The following is a 19,500-nucleotide window of genomic DNA, read 5'->3' as shown; positions in this document are numbered from 1 at the left end:
CAATCTTACGATTACCAATCAATCAGGCTCATTTACCATTGACGATAATGGGATAACTGCAACAGAAATGGATTTGGTCATCACTCGAACAGAAAGTGATGGCAGTATAAAAAGTCGAGTTCTTATTAATGCAACACATGGATTAAAAATACAAAAAAACACAGGCACTACGGCGAGCCCTGTGTGGAGTGATCAAATCGTACTGGATACGAATGGCGATGTCATTTTCAAAGGTAAGGTTGAAATCGGGTCTGGCAATAGCCTATTCAAAGCTGATTCAAATGGCATTTCATTGGGAAGCTCTACCTTCGCCAACGCCCCCTTCAGCGTCGATTTGACAGGCAAAATGAAAGCCTCCAATGTTCAAGTCACTGGAGGCACAATGCAAATAGGAAGTAAATTTGGTGTTGCTTCTGACGGCACATTGACTGCAAGTAATGGTAACTTTAGTGGTAATATTACTATGAATGGTGGTAGTATAAATTGGAGCACAGTTCCTAAAGCTTCCTATAGTGCAGGAGAAATTGGAGCATTATCCACTGGTTCTCCAATGTTAACCAATATTAGTCCTTATGGAATTTATACTGGGACTTAAAATGCCAATCAAATTAATGCTGGATTAATATCGGCGCAATATATCGACACTGACAACTTGAAGGCATCTAAAATTTATAGTACATCTGATCCTAGCAATTATGCTCAAATGGGTGGTTCCTATGGCGACATGACGCTTTATAATAACAATAATGAGTTTTTTAAAATTTATAACAATGTTGATGGATCAGTATCCCTGTAAAGCTGGGGGCACAAATTCATGACTGCAAGGGGCAGTAATGTATCTTTCCTTGGTAACGTTCAAGGTGTTCCAGCGACATTCGGTTAATTACTCTCACTTTCTTGCATTTCTAAAAATATTTCTTCGCTGACCTCTACCTTGCCTTGACTGTTTATATATGCAATTACATCGCTAGAATATTTATTTTCCACTTTAATTATTTTATCATATCCATCGTATTTAAACGTTTCGTTATCTATATTGTAATGAAATTTATAAATATCTAAGTTGAATTTGGCCGCGCCTTCTACAAGTGTGTAGTAGGTAGTATTATCATTTATAGTTGATTCATTACCGCTCTCATCAAAATCAGAACTAACAATCTCAACACTTCTCTCATCATTGTTCCAATTAACTTCCGCTCCAACCAACTTCCGCTCCAACCAACTCGCCGACATCTTTAAGGTATACATATGTCCTATCGTTATAAGTGAGAATTGGTTGAGAAGTCTCCACCTTTTCACCATTCAGTTTAAGTGTAACGGTGTTGTTGATATAAGCAGACACTTTTTCTAGGGCAGGGGCAGCATAGCCAGATATTCCAGTCATAAGCAACGCTCCTGCAATAAAACTAGCTGCGCCTATGGTTAGTTTTTTCATTGTGAAACCTCCGTTTTGTTTGGTTATGAAGTAATACGTTCATTTTCTATTATAGTAGCATATTTTTCCAATATTTTGTTAAAAAAATGAAGCATGAACATCCCAATCCCCACTCCACTCAAGAAATTATTGTCGATATTGAAGGATGAGGGTAATGGTGAATAGGTTGAGTGGAAGTAAAGTTGTTAAGATAAATTGAGTTTCATTTCAAGCGAGTTTCCTACTTTTACCATGTAATTTGTTTACTTCTACCAACTAAAATGATAGAATTATAGGTGAGAACGATAGTTTTCATATTAGTGGGTCTATAATTGATGTTTTCGCATACCTTATACAAATTAGTAGAGAGGTGTGTGGCGATATGAAAAATGGAAAGAAGGGGAAATTAATGGCTAAACCAATTGAAGCTACTCCCGTACTACGTGGGGAAGACCTTATTAATTTTGTTGAGTCTTTAAAGAAAACTGATACAAAAGCAAGTAGAGAAAAAAGGAAATCTGCTCTAACTCTATTGAAAAAAGTTAGGAAATAGATGAGATATAGAGACACAGGAGAATATGAAACCATATCTAATCTTGTATCTCTTGTAGACTTTGATGAAAACTATCCTCTTGAATCATTTGATTGTGGTATTGAAGATTATAACAATTTTCTTTTGCATGATGCAAAGAAATACATAGAATTAGGAATTAGTGCGGTACAATTACTTATTGATAATGAGTCTAATGCTGTATTGGGCTATATTGCAATGCTCACCGATTCATTCTACCTTGATTCGGAAGAAAAAAATCAATTGGAACTAGATGTGCCCTTTAATTCTGTTCCAGCTTTAAAGGTTGGCAAACTCGCAACCCACAAAGACAGAAATGAATTCCACTATGGTTGCTACCTATTAGAATTGTCGTTAGGTTATGCTCAAAACCTGTTGGAAGAAGGAATTGCATGTAGATTCCTTACTGTCGATACTGATATTGAATTTAGAGAAGACACACCTAGTTATTATGAGATGTACGGTTTTGTTAGAAATCTACACAAAAATCAGAAGAGAAAAAATGTTGTTAGTATGCGTTACGATATTTTTTCATAAAGGTCACTCCAAATTAGGAGTGGCTTTTTTGTTGTGTGGTGGAAGTTCAATTTTTTGTGGAAATGAATTGAGGTGATTACTATACCGAGTGTTTCGATTAGCGGAATTGGTCAAAACAGTGCTTCATGGACAATTAATGATTTGAGCAATGTATTTACATCAGATTTTTATAACAATGCGTATGTGGTAGCTACATGGTCTGGAGGAGGATATCAGGCTTCAGGATACGATTACCCTGCCGCTTCTGGCGGAACTACCAGTAAAAGTGCAAGTGGAAGTATAAATGGACTGCCTTCTGGAACATTTATATCAATTCAGGCATATGCTACGGCTGCAAATGGAACTGCATATAGTTCAGGTACAACAAGTTTTACAACCGCATCTCCTCCAACACCCACTATGAATCCTGTCACAATCGCCTATAGACAACAAGGGGCATTCGGGCTAACTTGGACTGCTTTATCAGGAGCATCGAATTACACCATTAGCTATAAACAAAGTTCAAGTGGGGCAAGTGGGACATGGAGTACTTTTTCGACAACTGGAACTTCTTATTATTTATCTGTTGGGACGTATGGTGTTCAATATGATTTTAAAGCAATTGCCACATTGACAGGTGGGGGGACATCAAATTCCAGTTACACTACACAGGGAACGTCACAGCCTAAGACACCAGCAATTTCAGGCCAAGTTACAAATGGTTCTACGTTCACTATTTATACAAGTGGGATGCAAGGCAACTGGAGTAGTATCACAGTTGAAAGGCTATCTTCTACTGGTTCTTATTTGGACTCAAAAACTATAACGCCAAGTGGAAATCAATACGTTCAGTGGCTGAATATGCCAGCCAACACAACTAATCAATTTAGAGCGTACTCTTCTTATTCTTCGTTGAACAGCCCTTACTCAGATAATACAATTACTTTGCAAAACAATCGCCCAGAAGAATTTTCATGGACATATGAAAAATCAAAAGACGAAAATTTCAATCTGACTGCAACCGAGTGGAATAATTTAACCTCCAAAATTAATGAGTTCAGAGCCTATAGGCTAGGAACAAATTCAAGTTATAGTTTTACTCAGGCACAGACAGGAAGTCCTTTTTATGCAGTCATGTTTAATCAAGCTGTCAATGCGATCAATGGAATAAATAATCCATCACCGACTATTAGCCCACCTAGTACAAAGATGAGGGGCGATATAATAACCGCTTCAGATATAAATCAATTAAAGTTTTCAATTAATTCAGTTCAATAAGAATAAAAAAAATTAGGAGTGAATGTATGAATTACTCACAAGACCCATTGATATATAGATTGCGTTCTGGAAAAGAAGGGGACGAATTTATCGAAATTGATTTCTCATTAAAAGTCATAAATAATAAATTCACACTCACAGAAGTACCAGACAAGGAATATAAAGTTCAAGTATCTGGATATAATGAGATCCTCAACTTGAATGACGAGACTCCTGAAATTGCAAGTAACGAATATTATGTGGATTATAATATCGGTGAAGTTTATTTCAATCCAAGTGAAGAAGGAAAAACTTTAACAGGAACATTTTGGGGCAGAGGTGTTGTACTATTCCCTACATCAAGAATATATAGACCTACAGGTGAAGGCGAAACTATCGAAATCCTTGAAGATGTTGTACAGAGTGCTCAAGAGGCGACTCATATTATTGAGGATGCTGGAGATGTTCTTCAGGATGCTCAAGACGCAACAGATGCTGCTAATACTGCTGCTACACATGCAACCACTCAAGGTGATTATGCATTAGCAAAAGGGAATGAAGCAAATACTGCTGCCACGAATGCCAATAATGCAAAAGATGCAATCGAAGCAAATGAATCGGAAAGACAAACAAATGAAACAGCAAGAGAAGATGCTGAGACCATTCGTGTTGCAAATGAGAGTGCTCGGATATCAAATGAGTCAGATAGAGACACTGCTGAAAGTACAAGACAAAGTAACGAAACTTCTAGGAGCAGTGCTGAAACTTCTAGAGATAATGCAGAAGATGCGAGAGTTATTGCAGAGACAGCAAGAAATACGGCTGAAACCACAAGGTCAGATAATGAAGACAGTAGAATCGTATCGGAAAACACAAGACTTTCAAATGAATCTGCAAGAGAGACTTCCGAATCTGATCGTGTGACAGCAGAGAATGCGAGAGTTAGTGCTGAATCGAGCAGAGTAATCGCTGAATCAACAAGAGATTCAAATGAAGACGATAGAATTTCAAGTGAATCTTCAAGGGCGACTGCTGAATCTGCTAGAGTTGACGCAGAGTCGGATAGAGAAACAAGCGAATCGACTAGAGAATCAAATGAGACCAATCGTATATCTGCAGAATCTGTAAGGGTTAGTGATGAAACAGCAAGAGAAGCCGCTGAAATAGCAAGGGGAAATGCGGAAGTAGCAAGAGTCTCATCGGAAGACTCAAGAGTAACTGCTGAAACAGCAAGGGAAAATGCAGAAGATTTACGTGAAACGAGTGAAGATACAAGGATCAGTAATGAGTCTGATAGGGTAAGTGCAGAATCGTCTAGAGTGTCTGCGGAATCAGGGAGAGTGTCTGCAGAAACTGTACGGCAAAGTAATGAATCCACAAGACAAACTCAAGAAACGACAAGACAAACAAATACCGCTCAAGCGATCAGTGATGTGAATGATAAGATTGATGAATTAGATGCATTGATTGAAAATACGACAGGTAAATTAGAATATAATTCATCTGCAACTTATTATAAGAATAACTTTGTTACGGATAATGGCTCTAGTTACATGGCTCTTCAGACAGTTACTGGAGTAAAACCTAGCTCAAGCGCTGTCGAGTGGCAATTGATGGCTCAAAGAGGCGTTGACGGAACAGGCTCAGTAAGTAGTGTGAATGGGGTGTCCCCTGATCTTAGTGGGAACGTTACGATAACAGCTTCTGATATAAACTTACCAGTAAAAAGTGGAAGCGGTACAAATTCAACAGTACAAGGATCTGGTACGACAGCATCAGGACCTAGTTCACATGCCGAAGGCAGCAATACCACCGCTTCCGCACTTCAAGCCCATGCTGAAGGTAGCAACACAATAGCATCAAATAATTCGGCTCATGCTGAAGGAATATACTCACAAGCGTCAAGTATTGCCGCTCATGCTGAAGGTGAGAATACTATAGCATCAGGAAGATCGTCGCATGCGGAGGGTTTCGGTACCGTTGCTGGCGTAACTGGATCTGTTACATCTGGTCTTGATGATTATGACGGATATTATACTCATGCAGAAGGAAGCGGTACGAAAGCCTATGGGAATTCGGCACACGCCGAGGGAAAAGATAGTGTTGCTTCTGGTAAGTATTCTCATTCTCAAAATAAAGGGACTATAGCTTCTGGTGAGAGTCAGACAGCAATGGGTAGATTTAACATTGAAGATGATTCAAAAGCAGTAATTATAGGTAATGGATTGGACGACGATAACCGATCAAACGCTCTAACTCTGGATTGGGACGGGAATTTATCTCTATCTGGAGAAGTAACTGATGGGGAAGGAACAACTTTAAGCAGTTTAAAGTCCTCTATTGTCGAAGGCCAAACCATCCCCTCCCCCCTACAGCGTGGCGTCAATGTAGTCAACACCGACCAAGCGAGCGGGGCGTCAGTACAGGTTAAAGGTAGGACGTTGGTTAACATCCTTGGGCGTGATGGCGGGTGTGAGAGTTTGACGGGTTTCACATATAACAGCGGTGCTGTGTCGATATCAACGGTACAAAAACGTAGTGGGACATCGTCTATTAAGTTGGAAGTGAGTGACGGTCAAGCTCGGGCACGTAAGGAGTTCACGTATGCGCTTGACGCAACAAAATACTATTTATTTACTGCGTGGACATACATCGAATCGTGGACAAGTGGAACAGTCAGTTTATCTTTACGCCAATCTGGTTCAACAACTGTAGACAGTCAGGCATTTGCGAATTCATCGCTTATTGGACAGTGGCAGTTTATTAGCGTTAAAGTTCCAACAGGTAACACGCTGGGTAATGGGTTCCGTTTATACATTGGACAAGACGGAGCAATAAACGCCACAGTCTACTTTGACGAAATCCGTCTCTACGAAATCTCCGCTGTCGACTACGCTGCCATAGGAACGACGATTACTGGCGAAGACATAGACGCTCATTTCCCGTATGTGGGTAGTGTTCAGCATTTGCAGGGCGTGAGTGTGAGGAAGACGGGATTGAACTTGTTACCACCCGTAGACATGTGGTCTACAGTTCACGCGAATGCTTCCAGAGTTGCACCTTATGAGTTGTTTCTCGCGGCTACTGCATCGGGACAACCCAGCTTTGTCAATATCCCTGCGCGAGGTGGACAGCAGTATACAGCCTCGATAGGCTCTATAGATGGCGGCGCTGGTTGGAGTGTGCGTGTCTGGGAATATAAAGGCAGTACCTATAACAATGCGTCTCAATCTCCTACTCCGGGTAGCCCTAAGACTTGGACTACTAAAGTCGATACGGACAAACTGAGATACGAGTTTACGTGTATATCGGCTGGAAACTTTAACTTCAAAAACTGGATGCTCGTCCTTGGTGACACCAGCAACCTCCCTGAATCATTTGAGCCAAGAATAGACCAATATACCAACGTACCTACACTCCTTGCCAGCAACGTAGATCGGAGCATAGCGGACAGCTACGACAGTGCTACTGGTGAGGTATTTAGGAGGTGGAGACAAAGTTACAAGTTGGATGGCTCGCTCGAATGGGTATTTTTAGCCGATAGAACTGGATTTAAAAGCGTAGCTGTGGTCGGATGGACAGATATAGCAGGCGCCCTACCTTCACAAACACAAGCCGTATCTATGGGGTATGACGGACGTATGATTAATACTGTCGATTATAATGACCTCGCCACTGCGGCAGATGCGGTTAATATTTCGGGCGATTCGCTGTATATTTGTGTTCCGGATGTAATATCAGGATGGACGGAGACATTGAATCCAAACAACGGTATTTTCATTAAAGCTCTCATGAATGGTTGGAAAGCCAACGGCAACGATGGATCGGTATACGATTCATGGGAATCCATCCTCGACGGTAGTCCTCCAATATATAATTATGTTGGATATGTTGTAACATACAAAGCCCCGGGATGGGACTGTTACGCTACACTCGATTACGTCCTTGCTACTCCTGTTGTCGAGCAGTTGGAAGGCGATCTTGGAGCGTTGTCGCTGGCTGAAGGCGGTAATACGGTGGAGCTGCTGGAGGGTGTGATTGTAAGGGAGTCCGTTACTCCAATACCATTCGGCGGAAGCGGCCTGTATTATATCAACAGAATATCCGCCGTTGGAAGCGAGTTGAGTAAACGAGCTGAAAAGATACTCGCAGTTTACAAAGGTGAGGTAAAGCAGCCATTCTCAACCGATGTCAATGTCGGATGGGTGGTAAACGCTTCTGATGCGTATGGTAATGAGCGATGTGTCGCGTCCATACCATTTGTAGACCCCGCCGCCGAATACTACGTCGACTATATCGTTCTCGACAAGTACGCCTACACCACAAACGCCATCGATGCTACTCTGACGTATCAATCAACTCTTGGCGGTGCAGTAGCTCAGGCTACGCAGGACATTGCTAAGATTAAGCAACATGAGGGCGTACAAGATTTTGCGTTGGATTATATTGAGGCTAAAGCGGATAATAACAAGATTGACTTGGATAACGTAAAGGAGGGGCTTGAAAACATCCTAGACAACGCTGATTTAACAGGCACTCCTACCGCAACCACTCCTACTGCGGGAGATAACTCAACAAGGGTATCAAACACCGCATTTGTTCAAGAAGCTATAGCTGCTCTAGTCGACAGTTCACCTGACGCACTGAACACTCTTAATGAACTCGCTCAGGCACTAGGCGATGATCCGAACTTTGCTACAACTGTCCTAAACAAACTTTCCACTAAGCTGGATAAGAGTGAGATAGAAGTCAAGCAAAAATCTGGTATCGATCTAAACACTCTAGTACAAGATGGTAGGTACCATATATTCACTATGGTCAATGGACCGACTGGTATAGGTGCTGAATGTTATGCCATAGTAACCTCCGAAGATGGTAGCATTGTATTCCAAACTATACTAGACCTAGTCAACAACAAAATGCATACCAGAACATATACTGGAACCTGGAGTACGTGGTCATATGGTGGAGATACTACCATATGGGAAATAGGTGTTGGAGAGATAGATCAAACAGGACACTATTATATCCTAACAAACTATAGTGACCTTCCTATTGCTCAACAGGGGTATGTGTCTCATATAGAATACCCAGAAGAAGGACACGGTATGCAGGAGTATACTCCATCAAATGAGAATAGGAAGTTCATTAGACGTAAACTTTTTGACTACTGGTATCCTTGGACGGAAGAACAGACCTTTGCACTGACCGATCCAGATGGCTCAGGTAAAGGGGGATATTACGGTAATGCTAATACTTTACCGTTTCAAGCTGGTATGTATTCTATAACTTCTCCTAACTCAAATTTCCCAGTATCTACGACTGGTATTTGTAACGTATATTACAGAGGTTCTGGATATTACCTACAAGAATTTATCACCATAGCCATTACAGAGAACGAAAAAGACAGAAGGTTCACTAGGTCTACTGTTGATGGGGGTACCACTTGGGGACCATGGGTGGAGATGATGACAACAGCAAATATTATAAAGTCGACATCTGATCCTAGTGGTGGAAAAGATGGGGACATATGGATTAAATATATCCCTTAGAAAGGTGGTGTACACATGCCTACTGGTATCGGAAGCACATCAATTGATGGAGAATATGTGGATGTTAGTTATGTTGCAACCTATGATAATCCTACCAATTATAATAAATACGTCGCAGTTTATGCTGTGTTTAATGGGCCTCAAATAGGATCTTATTCTATGGGTATTTTTACACAGCCCCCACTGGAATACAAAAGTTACACACGTGAAGGTTCATTTCTTTTAGCCAAGGGTCATTACACATGGAGTATCGAGGTACACTACTGGTATGAAAATCAACCCGGAAACCAATATATCGCCACTGATGGAGACTGGAAATTCCAATTAGGGTCTAATCTCTTTTGTAACGTTGGAGGGATTGACAAAAACGTTGAATCTGTTTACGTAAACATAGGTGGGGCATGGAAACTGGCTGAATCAGTTAGCGTTAATGTTGGTGGCGAATGGAAGTATTCCATATAACATCATAATAACAAAAAAGGAGGTACAAATTTTGCTCGAAACCGATGGGTACTCTTTAAAAGAAGTCATAGAGCGAAATTTCTCCAAATAGAAGACATCTCGTTTAATAAAATATTAAAATGAAATATCAATTTCATATTGAATAAATCAGAGGCTGTCTTGATAACAAAACAGCCTCTCTCTTGTGTCATTTTATTAAAGAAGATTTTTATATTTAAAACAACATAGACGGAGGTGCAGAACGATTATCAACGATCCAATTATACATAATTTAAGATCTGGTACTGCGTCAGACCCTTTTATAAAATATACAAATACACCGTATGAAGTCATTGGGGGCAAAATCGAATTATCGGAGATTCCTGATAAAATTCAAAAGGTTAAAGTTTCAGATCCAAACTCTTCGGACATTTACTCAGAAACAGAAAAGAAAGTTTTATCTTCAACACAATATCAGGTTGACTACACAACTGGTATTATATCATTCAATCCTTCCGCTGAAGGTAAAACATTGTATTTCACTTGGTGGGGTCGAGGAGTTACATATTTTCCTGCAAGTAGAATTTGGACTAGGTTGCAAGATGGCGACATAACTGAAACTCTTAATCAAACAGTAGCGAGAGTTGCAAACGCTGCTGTTACAGAATTTGGATTAAACATTAAATCACCTCCTGCTCCATTGATTGGAGCCAAAGGTGATGGAGTAACAGATGACACAGCGGCAATTCAAAAAATGTTCGATAATATAACTTCTAATACGTCTATATTCATACCAGACGGCACTTATATTGTAAGCGGACTAAAGATTTTCAATAAGTCACATATCAACATTGTTAGTCATGGCGCAATTTTTAAATTAAAAGAAAATAGTAATAATGATGTCTTGTTGTTAGAGCAGTGTCCATACTCATCAATATCAGGTGTAAACATAGACGGTAATCAAAATAATCAATCAGCTACGGTAAATGGTTTAAGTTTTAAAGCTACTTATTTCTCGTTAATTTTAAACTGTCGAGTTGTAAACTGTAAAAATGATGGAATAACAATTGTTGGATACTATGACAATGTAGATTCTAATTTATTCAGAGGAAATGATGAAGTTCATATTGATAATTGCTTCATACAATCAAATGGAAGATATGGCATATATGTTGATTCAGTTGCTGATCTTAATATAGAAACAAGCAATATTGAATTTAACGGATCTCATGGAATAGAAATAACCAATGCCACAGACATTCCAAGCGGAAACATTACTATATCCAATAATCAATTATTGAGTAATGACGGACATGGAATTGAAGTGACAGAAGGTTCATCTCGATTGATTATTGACAATAACCACATCAGGAACAACGGTAAGAGCGGAATTCGTTATGTTGGAGGGAAGCAATTCCTTATCACAAACAACAATATTCATCTGAATGGAAGAATAAACGTTTATTCAGCGGGAATTTTATTAGGGTACAACGGAAGAGGATTAGTTTCGCAAAACATTATAACTTGTACTGATTTCTCCCCAACTCAAGGTTATGGTATTGAAGCCTATAGTGTCAATGGATTGCGAATAACAACTAATATTATAGAAGACAATTTATCAACAGGTGTGAGCTTGGATGCAGATTGCTCCAATGCAGTACTAAGAGATAATATTGGCTTAATTGATTCTCCATAAATATTTTAATGCAATGGCTATCGTATTCTATGAAGATAGCCATTTTACTTTCAACTTAAAAAGAAAAATAATAAAAGGTGCGTGAAATCATTTGGGAAACCTACCATTTAAAATACTGGCAAACAAGGATTATACATATCTCTACGCTGGATCAGGATTAATCGGTTCTATATTATCTTATGCTTTTGATGGGTGGTCTGGTGTATTGGAAATTTTGCTATTAACCTTTGCAGTTGACTACATTTCGGGTGTAGCTGCGAGCATCAAGGAAGGAAAAGGCTTGCGTAGTACTATTGGTTTTTACGGTTTGTGTAAAAAGGGGCTTATGTTGCTGATGGTGCTATTGGGGCATCGGATTGATGTTGCATTTGATTTAAACATTGTCATGCACGGAGTGGTTTATTTTTGGCTTGCTAATGAATTGGTTTCTATTCTCGAAAACCTTACAAGATGTGGTTTGAAAACTCCACCTGTTTTCAATAAAATCCTGACAATTTTAAAAGAAAAAGAAAATAGTACAGATCAAAAATAAAAGAAGGATGTTTCATGAATAGCAGACAGGAGAATTCTAAATGAGTTATACCTACAAGCAAGATCATATCCCCAATAATACGCCTCATAATCGTAGACCTGCCACTGAATTTATTCCGACAAGCATAACAATTCATAATACAGGAAATCCCACTAGCACCGCTCAGAATGAGCGTAATTGGTTGACAAATCCAGATAATGATGTCACCGCTTCATTCAATATCGTTATTGATGAAAAAGAGGCTATTGAATGTTTGCCGCTTGATGAACATGGTTGGCACTCAGGCGATGGCTCAGGTTCTAAAAGCGGTAATATGACCAGTCTTAGTATTGAGATTTGTGAGAGTGGAAACTATGATCAGACCATTAGTAATGCAATTGATTTGATTGCCAAGATGCTTAAAGAACGTGGATGGGGTGTTGATAGGCTCAAAAGACACTGGGATTGGGCTAGACCATCAGATGGCTATCGGAAAATTTGTCCAAGATTGATGTATGACAATGGAACATGGAAAACATGGAAAGAGTTTGTCAAAAAAATTGACAATATTTTAGATGGGAATACAGAAGGTGATAAAGTGATTAATAAACTACCCGAGATTGTGAAAGAACGTATTTATTCTGAGAATGGCGTGTTGAAGAAATATCCGATCAACACGAATGGCGGCAAAGCAACTGATGTAAGACACATTAAGTTTGAGACTGGCAAATATGAATTTAAATTTGTATATGAAAAAGGTAAAAAAGTAAGTCAACTCGTAAAGGATCACAAGGCATTGTTCGGCTTTAACGCCCCCTATTTCAACTTGCAAACTGCTGAAATATATGGAAACGCAAAATCTGGTGATGAACTTATCTCACAGGCTTACGGTAAGATGCAGAAAAGACACGAACTCATTTTTAAAGACGGTGTTCCGCAGATTGGTCAATTTGGTATTGATGAAAAAGTTGACCTTATGGTTCAAGGCGCACCTAAACTCGTTAGTAATGGAAATTTAGCATATGATTATTACAGGGTTTATGATGAAGTGCAAGACGATATTGGAAAGAGAACATGTCAAAGAACGTTTGCATGGATTGACAAAAACGGCGATTTCCACTTAGGTATTGCTGATGGTGGAACTACTTCAACATGGGACATTGGTCTTACGCTTGAAGAGATGGCCCTATATGCTAAAGAAAAAGGCGCGGTGAATGCTCTTAATTTTGACGGTGGCGGAAGCTCGATTCTAGTTGACAAAGACGGTAAAGGAGTTAATCAATCTCAAAATACGGGCTCCAATGAACGAGTTACAAACCATGCGATTCTCGTTTTTGAAAAGGAACTGAACGAGATGTCATCAGCAGGACAATCTACCGTTGCTGCATATACATCTAAGATTGATTTTATTGACGGTAAAACTGGCGTTAAAACTGAATTAGAAGGATTAATATATAACGATAAAAGTTACATCGAACTTAGAGAAGTTGCCAAACTTTTTAGTTCCAAAGTAGATTGGAATAATGATTCCAGGAAAGCTACCATTACAAAATAGATGTGAGAAAAATTAACGCAACTCTCCCTATTTTATTTTGAACCTTACATGTTTTAGGGGTGTTTATCGGGGTTTTCATCATTATTTGTCATCCTAAAACAGTCATTTGCCTCCACTTAACCTCCCTCGTGTCATCCTAAATGGCAATTGACAGATAAATGACTTGAGGGAGGCTTATTATCATAATTCATCATCCGTCCAATAAGCGTGTCTGTTATTCGACATATAAGTTTTTGAACCGTCTTTAAAATATATCGTTATGTCCTTGTCTACTGGATTTACCTTTACGCTCTCCACTCTCTCAATTAAAATCGCAATAAGCTCGGTTGACAGATCAGGAATTGCTTCTGTTTTAGATGTAATCTCATAATTCTTAAGCTTGTCAATAATAAAGTGACGATGAATTAAATCCAAAAGCCATGATTCATCTATTCTCCATCGAATACAATTTCCATAGTTCGAGTGTCCCGAGCAAATATATTTTTTCTTACTTCTTTCTGTAATTCCGCGAAAATTTTTAGAGCAATTTGTACATTGAATTTTTTTTTTGAAGTAATACATTTTAATCACCGCCCCTGCCCTTGCAAATTTTCAAGTGAAATTTTAAAGCACAACAAAAAAACCCTCATAATCAAGGGTTTTAATGATGAAACTTGATGATCTGTAGTGGGCTCGAACCACTGACCCCTACCCTGTCAAGATAGTGCTCTCCCAGCTGAGCTAACAGATCGCAATTGAAGTGAACAAGATATAATATAGCAAATGAAGGCATATCAGTCAACCCTTTTCTTAACCTTTCTTTAATTTGTTACTCATTTTTCCATACGAACAGACTATAGAAAAAGATTTTGCAAAAAATAAAGCGTCGCATCTCGAACCTCTGCAACCTATTGGCGAAACTTACCGTCTCTATAGATAGAACGTTCTGCTACTAACTACATGATGAGGTGAGCTTAATGAAAAAGAAGAAACCGTTTATACTCGCAACACTGACAGCCATTCTATTGTTCGCGCTCGGACAAACCGTATTTGCGTTCTCCGACACAACGGGCAATTCGAATGAAGCCAAAATCAATGCGCTCAAGGATAAGGGCATTGTATCCGGCTACGGCGGCGATACATTCAAGCCTCATGACAGCCTGACTTATGCGGAAGGTATCACGATGCTTGTGAAAGCCTTCGACCTGAATATCGACAATATCCGTTTCATCAAGCAGCCGCTTGCCAGCGACACATTCCCAAATCTGGCGGATGACGCTTGGTATTCCGACAGCTTTATCATCGCTCCACTGAACGGCATCGACATTCCGAAGGACATTAAAGCCACTGATCCTATGCCTAGAGAGCAGTTTGCGCATAATCTATTCCAGGCGATGATGCAGCAAGGCGATTATCCTTTCATTGAAATCTATGCGCTAATCAATGATGAGGATGAAATCACGCCCGGTTATATGAACAGTATTCAGAAGCTGCTGATCAGCAAGATCGTATCTCTCGACAAGGATGACAACTTTAATCCGAAGGATGCCGTCACTCGCGCGGAAGCAGCTGGCTGGCTCTATGACGGCATGAAATTCGTCGATGAGCATGATCCAATCGAGCCGGCGCCGGAGCTTCCAGCAATCGCGCCTACACTTCAAGTTGAATCCGTGAATGACGATGTGAACAAAGTAACCATAACCGCCTCCATGCCGAATCCTGGCTACGGATTAAGAGTCGCATCCATCGTATTCGAAGATGAGCAAGCCGTAATTAATGTTGAGCCGGTCCTCCCTGATCCTGACAAGATGTATCCGATGGTTATAACTGACGTCAAGATTGTCACTTACGTGGACTCCGCCTTCAAGCCGGTTTTGCCTGAATCGACGGACACAGCTGCTTCAACTCCAAGCAGCAGCGCAAGCACAAGCAACAACGATACGTCCAACTAAATTCGAGCCGCAAAATAAGAGCCGCGCAAAAGATGCACAACTCGCATCGCTTGCGCGGCTCTTTTCTAATCCGGAATCTCCCAATCTACCGGTTCCTCGCCGCTCGCAATCAGAAATGCATTCGCGCGCGAGAACGGCTTGCTTCCAAAGAAGCCCTTGCGCGCCGCGAACGGACTCGGGTGGGCGGAAGAGAGACGAGATGCTTAGATTTGTCAATAGCACTACGCTTCTCCTGCGCATCCTTGCCCCATAACAGAAACACCATCGGCTTCTCCCGCCCGTTCAACGCTTCAATCACCCATTTCGTAATCTCCCAGCCCATGCCTGATGAGATCCAGGCTTGCCGTCCTCTACCGTCAGCACCGTATTGAGCAATACTACGCCTTGCCGCGCCCAATGCTCCAGAGAGCCGTGCTGAGGCGTTTTGCAGCCGATGTCCGACTCCAGCTCTTTGAATATGTTCCGAAGCGATGGAGGCTGCTTCACGCCCCTCTGAACCGAGAAGCTCATGCCACAGGCCTGTCCCTCCCCATGATAGGGATCCTGACCCAGCAGTGCGACCTTCAGCTCATTATTAGTGGTGCTGTTTAGCGCAAAGAACATTCTCTCCCGCTCCGGATAAACCTTCGCTTCATCATAACGCTTCGAAAGCCACAGCACCAGCGCTTCCATCTCGCTCTCCTCCAGCGCATCTCCAAGCCGGTCGTTCCACTCCTCGTTCAGATGCTCCGACAACCAGCTCATCCCATGCTCCGCCCTGACTGAACGTATTGTCTTATAAAAGCAAAAATCCTTCGCCATATCCGCAAATTCAGATAGGATCGAAGGAATTTTATCGGTCTTGCTATGTATGCTTTAAAAAGTGCCGAGGACGGGAATCGAACCCGTACGGTGGTCACCCACCGCAGGATTTTAAGTCCTGTGCGTCTGCCAGTTCCGCCACCCCGGCATGTTGTGAAGCTTTGTACAAATGGTGGGCCCTGAGGGACTCGAACCCCCGACCAATCGGTTATGAGCCGACCGCTCTAACCAACTGAGCTAAGGGCCCTCGAAATAACGTTCATCTATATCAATGTTTGATTGAATGTTTGGTTGCGGGGGCAGGATTTGAACCTGCGGCCTTCGGGTTATGAGCCCGACGAGCTACCGAGCTGCTCCACCCCGCGACGTTATCCATTTGGTCAAAAGATTCTTGAAATGGCGACATAAAATAATATACTATAGATACCGCTGCATAGTCAAGCATATTTTACTAATTATTTTTCCAAGGCATGTTCATGGCAAAAAGCGCACCCCGTATCTGCCCCTGCGGGAACGGAACACCTCGACCTCCCGCGGGCAATCATAGCCGTAAATCCACCAATCATTCTCCATTCTGCGCACCAAACAGCCTGCCTGAAACTTGGTTTCGTATAGACGAAGCCAGTAAATCCATTTCATACGCTCTCTCCTCCAGTTCCTGCTCATGTTGTTGCCCTTATAATACCCAAAATCAGTATTTTACAAGCATGGAGGAAAGCGGTGGCTTGAAAAAATAACGCAGCAACGAAAAAGAAAAAGGAAGCCCCCCGACGCCGTAACCCCGATCGACGAAGGCTTCCTCTTCAAAAAAATGCATGACTTAAAAACAAGAATCTTGAACGGGAATCGTTCTAGAACATGGGTCTGACAATCGGGCCGCCCCCGACGCCGCCATCGCCGTTCTCAAGCTGTCCCTCGAGAATCGCGTTGCCTCGAGTCTCCCATTCCGCAAGCGCGTCCTTCGTCTCCTTGGAGCCGTCCACCACGCTGTTAAACAGCTCATAGCCGATTTGACGAGCCTGCCAAGCGTTCGGGTTCTTCTGATAAATATCCGAATCGGTGGTTGAGCTCGGCAGAATCGGTCTCAGTGTTGTGAAAGCATCCATGTTGTAATCAAGACCGCCAACCGGCTTCAAGTATTCCTTCCGGGCAACCAGCTCGTAATTGCTTCTGGACTTGAGCTTCGCCCACTCCTTGCTGTTGGTGAACTCAATGAACTTCCAGGCATCCTCCGGATTTTGCGCCTTCACATTAATGCCCATGAGCTGGCTAAGGTAGATATTGCCGCCTTGATCCGGAGTCGACGGATGAGTAGGCACCGTCACCACATCCCAGTCGATGCCGTCGAAGTCATCGACCGAGGCCGCATTGTCATTCGCTTTCTTGAGCTCGCTCACATAGCCCGAATCGCCGATAACCATTGCAACATTGCCGTGAATGAACAGGTCGCCGTAGAACGGATCCGCTTTGCCGGAGCTCGCGTTCGCTTCGTTCATCGTGTTCATAAAATCGCGATCGGGAACGATTTTGTCTTGATAGAGACCGGCAACCGTATCCCATGCATCCGCCCATTGATCATTGTTCACCAGCATTTTTTTGCCTTCATCGTCTATCGTTTTGAGTTGAAGCGTCTGGCTGTAGTTTTCCACATCGCTGAAGCCGTCGGACATCCAGCGATTGAAGGAGAAGCCGAAGATGCGATCGGCGCCCTCACCCTTGGTCATTTGACGAGCTTTATTCAGAATGTCGGTCCATGACATTTTATCGGTTGGAGGCTCCACCCCCGCTTCCTGAAACAGCTTTCTGTTATAATACAGAGCCGAGGACGTGAAGGTCGGCGTCAGAGCATACAGATTATTGTCTCCCGCCGCTTTGATGCCGTCGATAACGGTAGGCACATAATCCGAAATGTCGAATTTGTCGCGCTCGATCAAGGGATCGAGATTTTGGAGCAGGTTATCTCTCGTCATGCGCTGCAGCATATTGTAATCAAGCACAACGACGTCAACCGGATTTTGGCCGTTCATCATCTTTGACATTTCCTCGTAAGGATCAGGCTGCTCCACCGTCTCCCCATCCGTTGGCTGATTGAAGCGTTGATCGTCATAATTGATTGCGCCCACAATCTCGAATTCGATATTCGAATTCTGCATTTCGAACATATCGGTGTATTGCTGGCGGAAGTAAGGCTCATTGTCCGAGCCGCCATACAGCACGCCGATGCGGAGAACATGCTTCTCCGTGTCGCCTGGATCATTACTCTTGGTGCATGCCGACGATAAACCCCCAAGTAGAATAAGAGCTAAACCGAGCAATAGGAATCTAGTTTGTTTTGATTTTCGAGTATACATGGCTCTAACCCCCTAATAATTTTGGCGAAGAGATAATAATTCGCTCACCGTCGAATTCCATTGTTGCTTTGTCCTTAATGCCAAGCGAGTTCAAATATTCCTTCGGCACCTGCAAGCGGCCGACACGGTCCACCACGACATAAGCCTCGTGGACGCCGCCGTCCAAACCTTTGCCGGCAGGCTCGATAGCCCCGGTCACCTCCCCGTCTTCATTAATGTTCGGATTGCGTTTAATAAATTCGGTGCTCGTCAAGCCGTCGCGAATGGCGACGACCCGATCGACCTTGCCGGCAAGCGACATGTCATGGGTAACGATGACGATCGTAATGCCGATCTCCTTGTTCAGGCGACGGAAGATGCTCATGATAAGATCCGCCGTCGCGGTATCGACAGAGCCTGTCGGCTCGTCGGCAAGCAGAAGCTTCGGCCGGTTGGAGAGCGAAATCGCGATCGCGACGCGCTGCTGCTCCCCGCCGGAGAGCTGATGCAGCTTGTTGTTCATCCGTTCCTTCAGCCCGACCCATTCGAGCAATTGCTTCGCGTATGCCCGGTCCACCTTGCCGGAGAGCATCATCGGCATCTCGACATTCTCGAGCGCCGTCAAGTAAGGAAGCAGGTTCCGGGCATTGTTCTGCCAGATGAATCCGACGGTTTCCCGCTTGTACTGTACAAGCTCCTCTTCCGTAATCTTCAGCAGATCCCAGGGACCTACCTTCACCTGTCCGGCGGAGGGACGGTCGAGACCGCCCAGCGTATTGAGCAAGGTTGATTTCCCGCTTCCGCTGTTGCCGATAATCGCCATCAGCTCGCCGTCCTCCACCTTCAGGTTCAAGCCTTGAAGCGCCACGACCTCCAGATCTTCCGTTTTGTAAATTTTCACCAAGCCTTCGCAATCGATCATCTG

The 19,500-nt window shown here is 42.4% G+C and carries 15 protein-coding genes, 4 tRNA genes and 2 pseudogenes; 10 read left to right on the top strand and 11 right to left on the bottom strand.

Features of this window, described 5'->3' with window-relative positions:
* Window positions 1-595 (top strand): annotated as a pseudogene (locus HFP08_RS11515) (hypothetical protein); the annotation flags it as partial.
* 284 nt (window positions 596-879) lie between these two features.
* On the opposite strand, the gene HFP08_RS11510 reads toward HFP08_RS11515, so the two are convergent.
* A complete protein-coding gene (locus tag HFP08_RS11510) occupies window positions 880-1,206 on the bottom strand; it encodes a hypothetical protein (protein ID WP_168120732.1) in 327 nt (108 codons plus the stop codon).
* Window positions 1,187-1,435, bottom strand: a complete 249-nt coding sequence (locus tag HFP08_RS11505) for a stalk domain-containing protein (RefSeq protein ID WP_168120731.1) — start codon at window positions 1,433-1,435, stop codon at window positions 1,187-1,189. Before HFP08_RS11505 ends, HFP08_RS11510 begins: the two co-directional genes overlap by 20 nt.
* A 361-nt stretch (window positions 1,436-1,796) precedes the next feature.
* Here HFP08_RS11505 and HFP08_RS11500 point away from each other — a divergent pair, with 361 nt between their 5' ends.
* From HFP08_RS11500 to HFP08_RS11465, 8 genes are all read left to right on the top strand, one after another.
* Window positions 1,797-1,967 carry a hypothetical protein gene (locus tag HFP08_RS11500; RefSeq protein ID WP_168120529.1) on the top strand — a complete coding sequence of 57 codons (171 nt, stop codon included), beginning with the start codon at window positions 1,797-1,799 and terminating at the stop codon, window positions 1,965-1,967.
* Entirely contained in the window at window positions 1,968-2,522 is a 555-nt protein-coding gene (locus tag HFP08_RS11495) for an N-acetyltransferase (RefSeq protein WP_168120730.1), read from the top strand. It begins immediately after the preceding gene.
* Window positions 2,523-2,594: 72 nt separating this feature from the next.
* Window positions 2,595-3,779: a hypothetical protein gene (locus HFP08_RS11490; protein ID WP_168120729.1), complete on the top strand. Its 1,185-nt coding sequence runs from the start codon at window positions 2,595-2,597 to the stop codon at window positions 3,777-3,779.
* A 26-nt stretch (window positions 3,780-3,805) separates the two neighbouring features.
* The gene (locus tag HFP08_RS29000) at window positions 3,806-9,310 is read left to right on the top strand and encodes a hypothetical protein (protein WP_206109227.1); all 5,505 of its coding nucleotides are present in this window, start codon (window positions 3,806-3,808) and stop codon (window positions 9,308-9,310) included.
* A 15-nt stretch (window positions 9,311-9,325) separates the two neighbouring features.
* Window positions 9,326-9,772, top strand: a complete 447-nt coding sequence (locus HFP08_RS11480; protein WP_168120728.1) for a hypothetical protein — start codon at window positions 9,326-9,328, stop codon at window positions 9,770-9,772.
* Window positions 9,773-10,283: 511 nt separating this feature from the next.
* Entirely contained in the window at window positions 10,284-11,447 is a 1,164-nt protein-coding gene (locus HFP08_RS11475; RefSeq protein ID WP_168120727.1) for a right-handed parallel beta-helix repeat-containing protein, read from the top strand.
* 91 nt (window positions 11,448-11,538) lie between these two features.
* Window positions 11,539-11,979: a phage holin family protein gene (locus HFP08_RS11470; RefSeq protein WP_240941284.1), complete on the top strand. Its 441-nt coding sequence runs from the start codon at window positions 11,539-11,541 to the stop codon at window positions 11,977-11,979.
* A gap of 40 nt (window positions 11,980-12,019) precedes the next feature.
* Window positions 12,020-13,513, top strand: a complete 1,494-nt coding sequence (locus tag HFP08_RS11465) for a phosphodiester glycosidase family protein (protein ID WP_168120726.1) — start codon at window positions 12,020-12,022, stop codon at window positions 13,511-13,513.
* Window positions 13,514-13,693: 180 nt separating this feature from the next.
* Here the strand turns inward: HFP08_RS11465 and HFP08_RS11460 are convergent, their stop codons facing one another.
* Window positions 13,694-14,074: a zinc ribbon domain-containing protein gene (locus HFP08_RS11460; protein WP_168120725.1), complete on the bottom strand. Its 381-nt coding sequence runs from the start codon at window positions 14,072-14,074 to the stop codon at window positions 13,694-13,696.
* A gap of 96 nt (window positions 14,075-14,170) precedes the next feature.
* A tRNA-Val gene (locus tag HFP08_RS11455) sits at window positions 14,171-14,243 on the bottom strand.
* A 226-nt stretch (window positions 14,244-14,469) separates the two neighbouring features.
* Here HFP08_RS11455 and HFP08_RS11450 point away from each other — a divergent pair.
* The gene (locus HFP08_RS11450) at window positions 14,470-15,444 is read left to right on the top strand and encodes an S-layer homology domain-containing protein (protein ID WP_168120724.1); all 975 of its coding nucleotides are present in this window, start codon (window positions 14,470-14,472) and stop codon (window positions 15,442-15,444) included.
* 65 nt (window positions 15,445-15,509) lie between these two features.
* On the opposite strand, the pseudogene HFP08_RS11445 reads toward HFP08_RS11450, so the two are convergent.
* From HFP08_RS11445 to HFP08_RS11415, 7 genes and pseudogenes are all read right to left on the bottom strand, one after another.
* Window positions 15,510-16,179, bottom strand: a pseudogene (locus HFP08_RS11445) (uracil-DNA glycosylase).
* Window positions 16,180-16,307: 128 nt separating this feature from the next.
* Window positions 16,308-16,393 (bottom strand) — tRNA-Leu (locus HFP08_RS11440).
* Between the two features lie 22 nt (window positions 16,394-16,415).
* Window positions 16,416-16,492: transfer RNA gene (locus tag HFP08_RS11435), tRNA-Ile, on the bottom strand.
* A 41-nt stretch (window positions 16,493-16,533) separates the two neighbouring features.
* Window positions 16,534-16,610: transfer RNA gene (locus HFP08_RS11430), tRNA-Met, on the bottom strand.
* Between the two features lie 109 nt (window positions 16,611-16,719).
* Window positions 16,720-16,884, bottom strand: coding sequence for a hypothetical protein (locus HFP08_RS11425; protein WP_168120723.1), 165 nt, complete (start codon window positions 16,882-16,884; stop codon window positions 16,720-16,722).
* Window positions 16,885-17,096: 212 nt separating this feature from the next.
* The gene (locus HFP08_RS11420) at window positions 17,097-18,596 is read right to left on the bottom strand and encodes an ABC transporter substrate-binding protein (RefSeq protein WP_168120722.1); all 1,500 of its coding nucleotides are present in this window, start codon (window positions 18,594-18,596) and stop codon (window positions 17,097-17,099) included.
* Between the two features lie 4 nt (window positions 18,597-18,600).
* Complete coding sequence (locus HFP08_RS11415; protein ID WP_168120721.1) at window positions 18,601-19,497, bottom strand: ABC transporter ATP-binding protein; 897 nt, start codon at window positions 19,495-19,497, stop codon at window positions 18,601-18,603.
* Window positions 19,498-19,500: the final 3 nt, after the last annotated feature.

This window comes from Paenibacillus sp. HB172176, assembly GCF_011947265.1.
Taxonomy (GTDB): domain Bacteria; phylum Bacillota; class Bacilli; order Paenibacillales; family Paenibacillaceae; genus Pristimantibacillus.
Note: the sequence above shows the minus strand (reverse complement) of the source record. Positions and strands in the feature narration are given on the sequence as shown.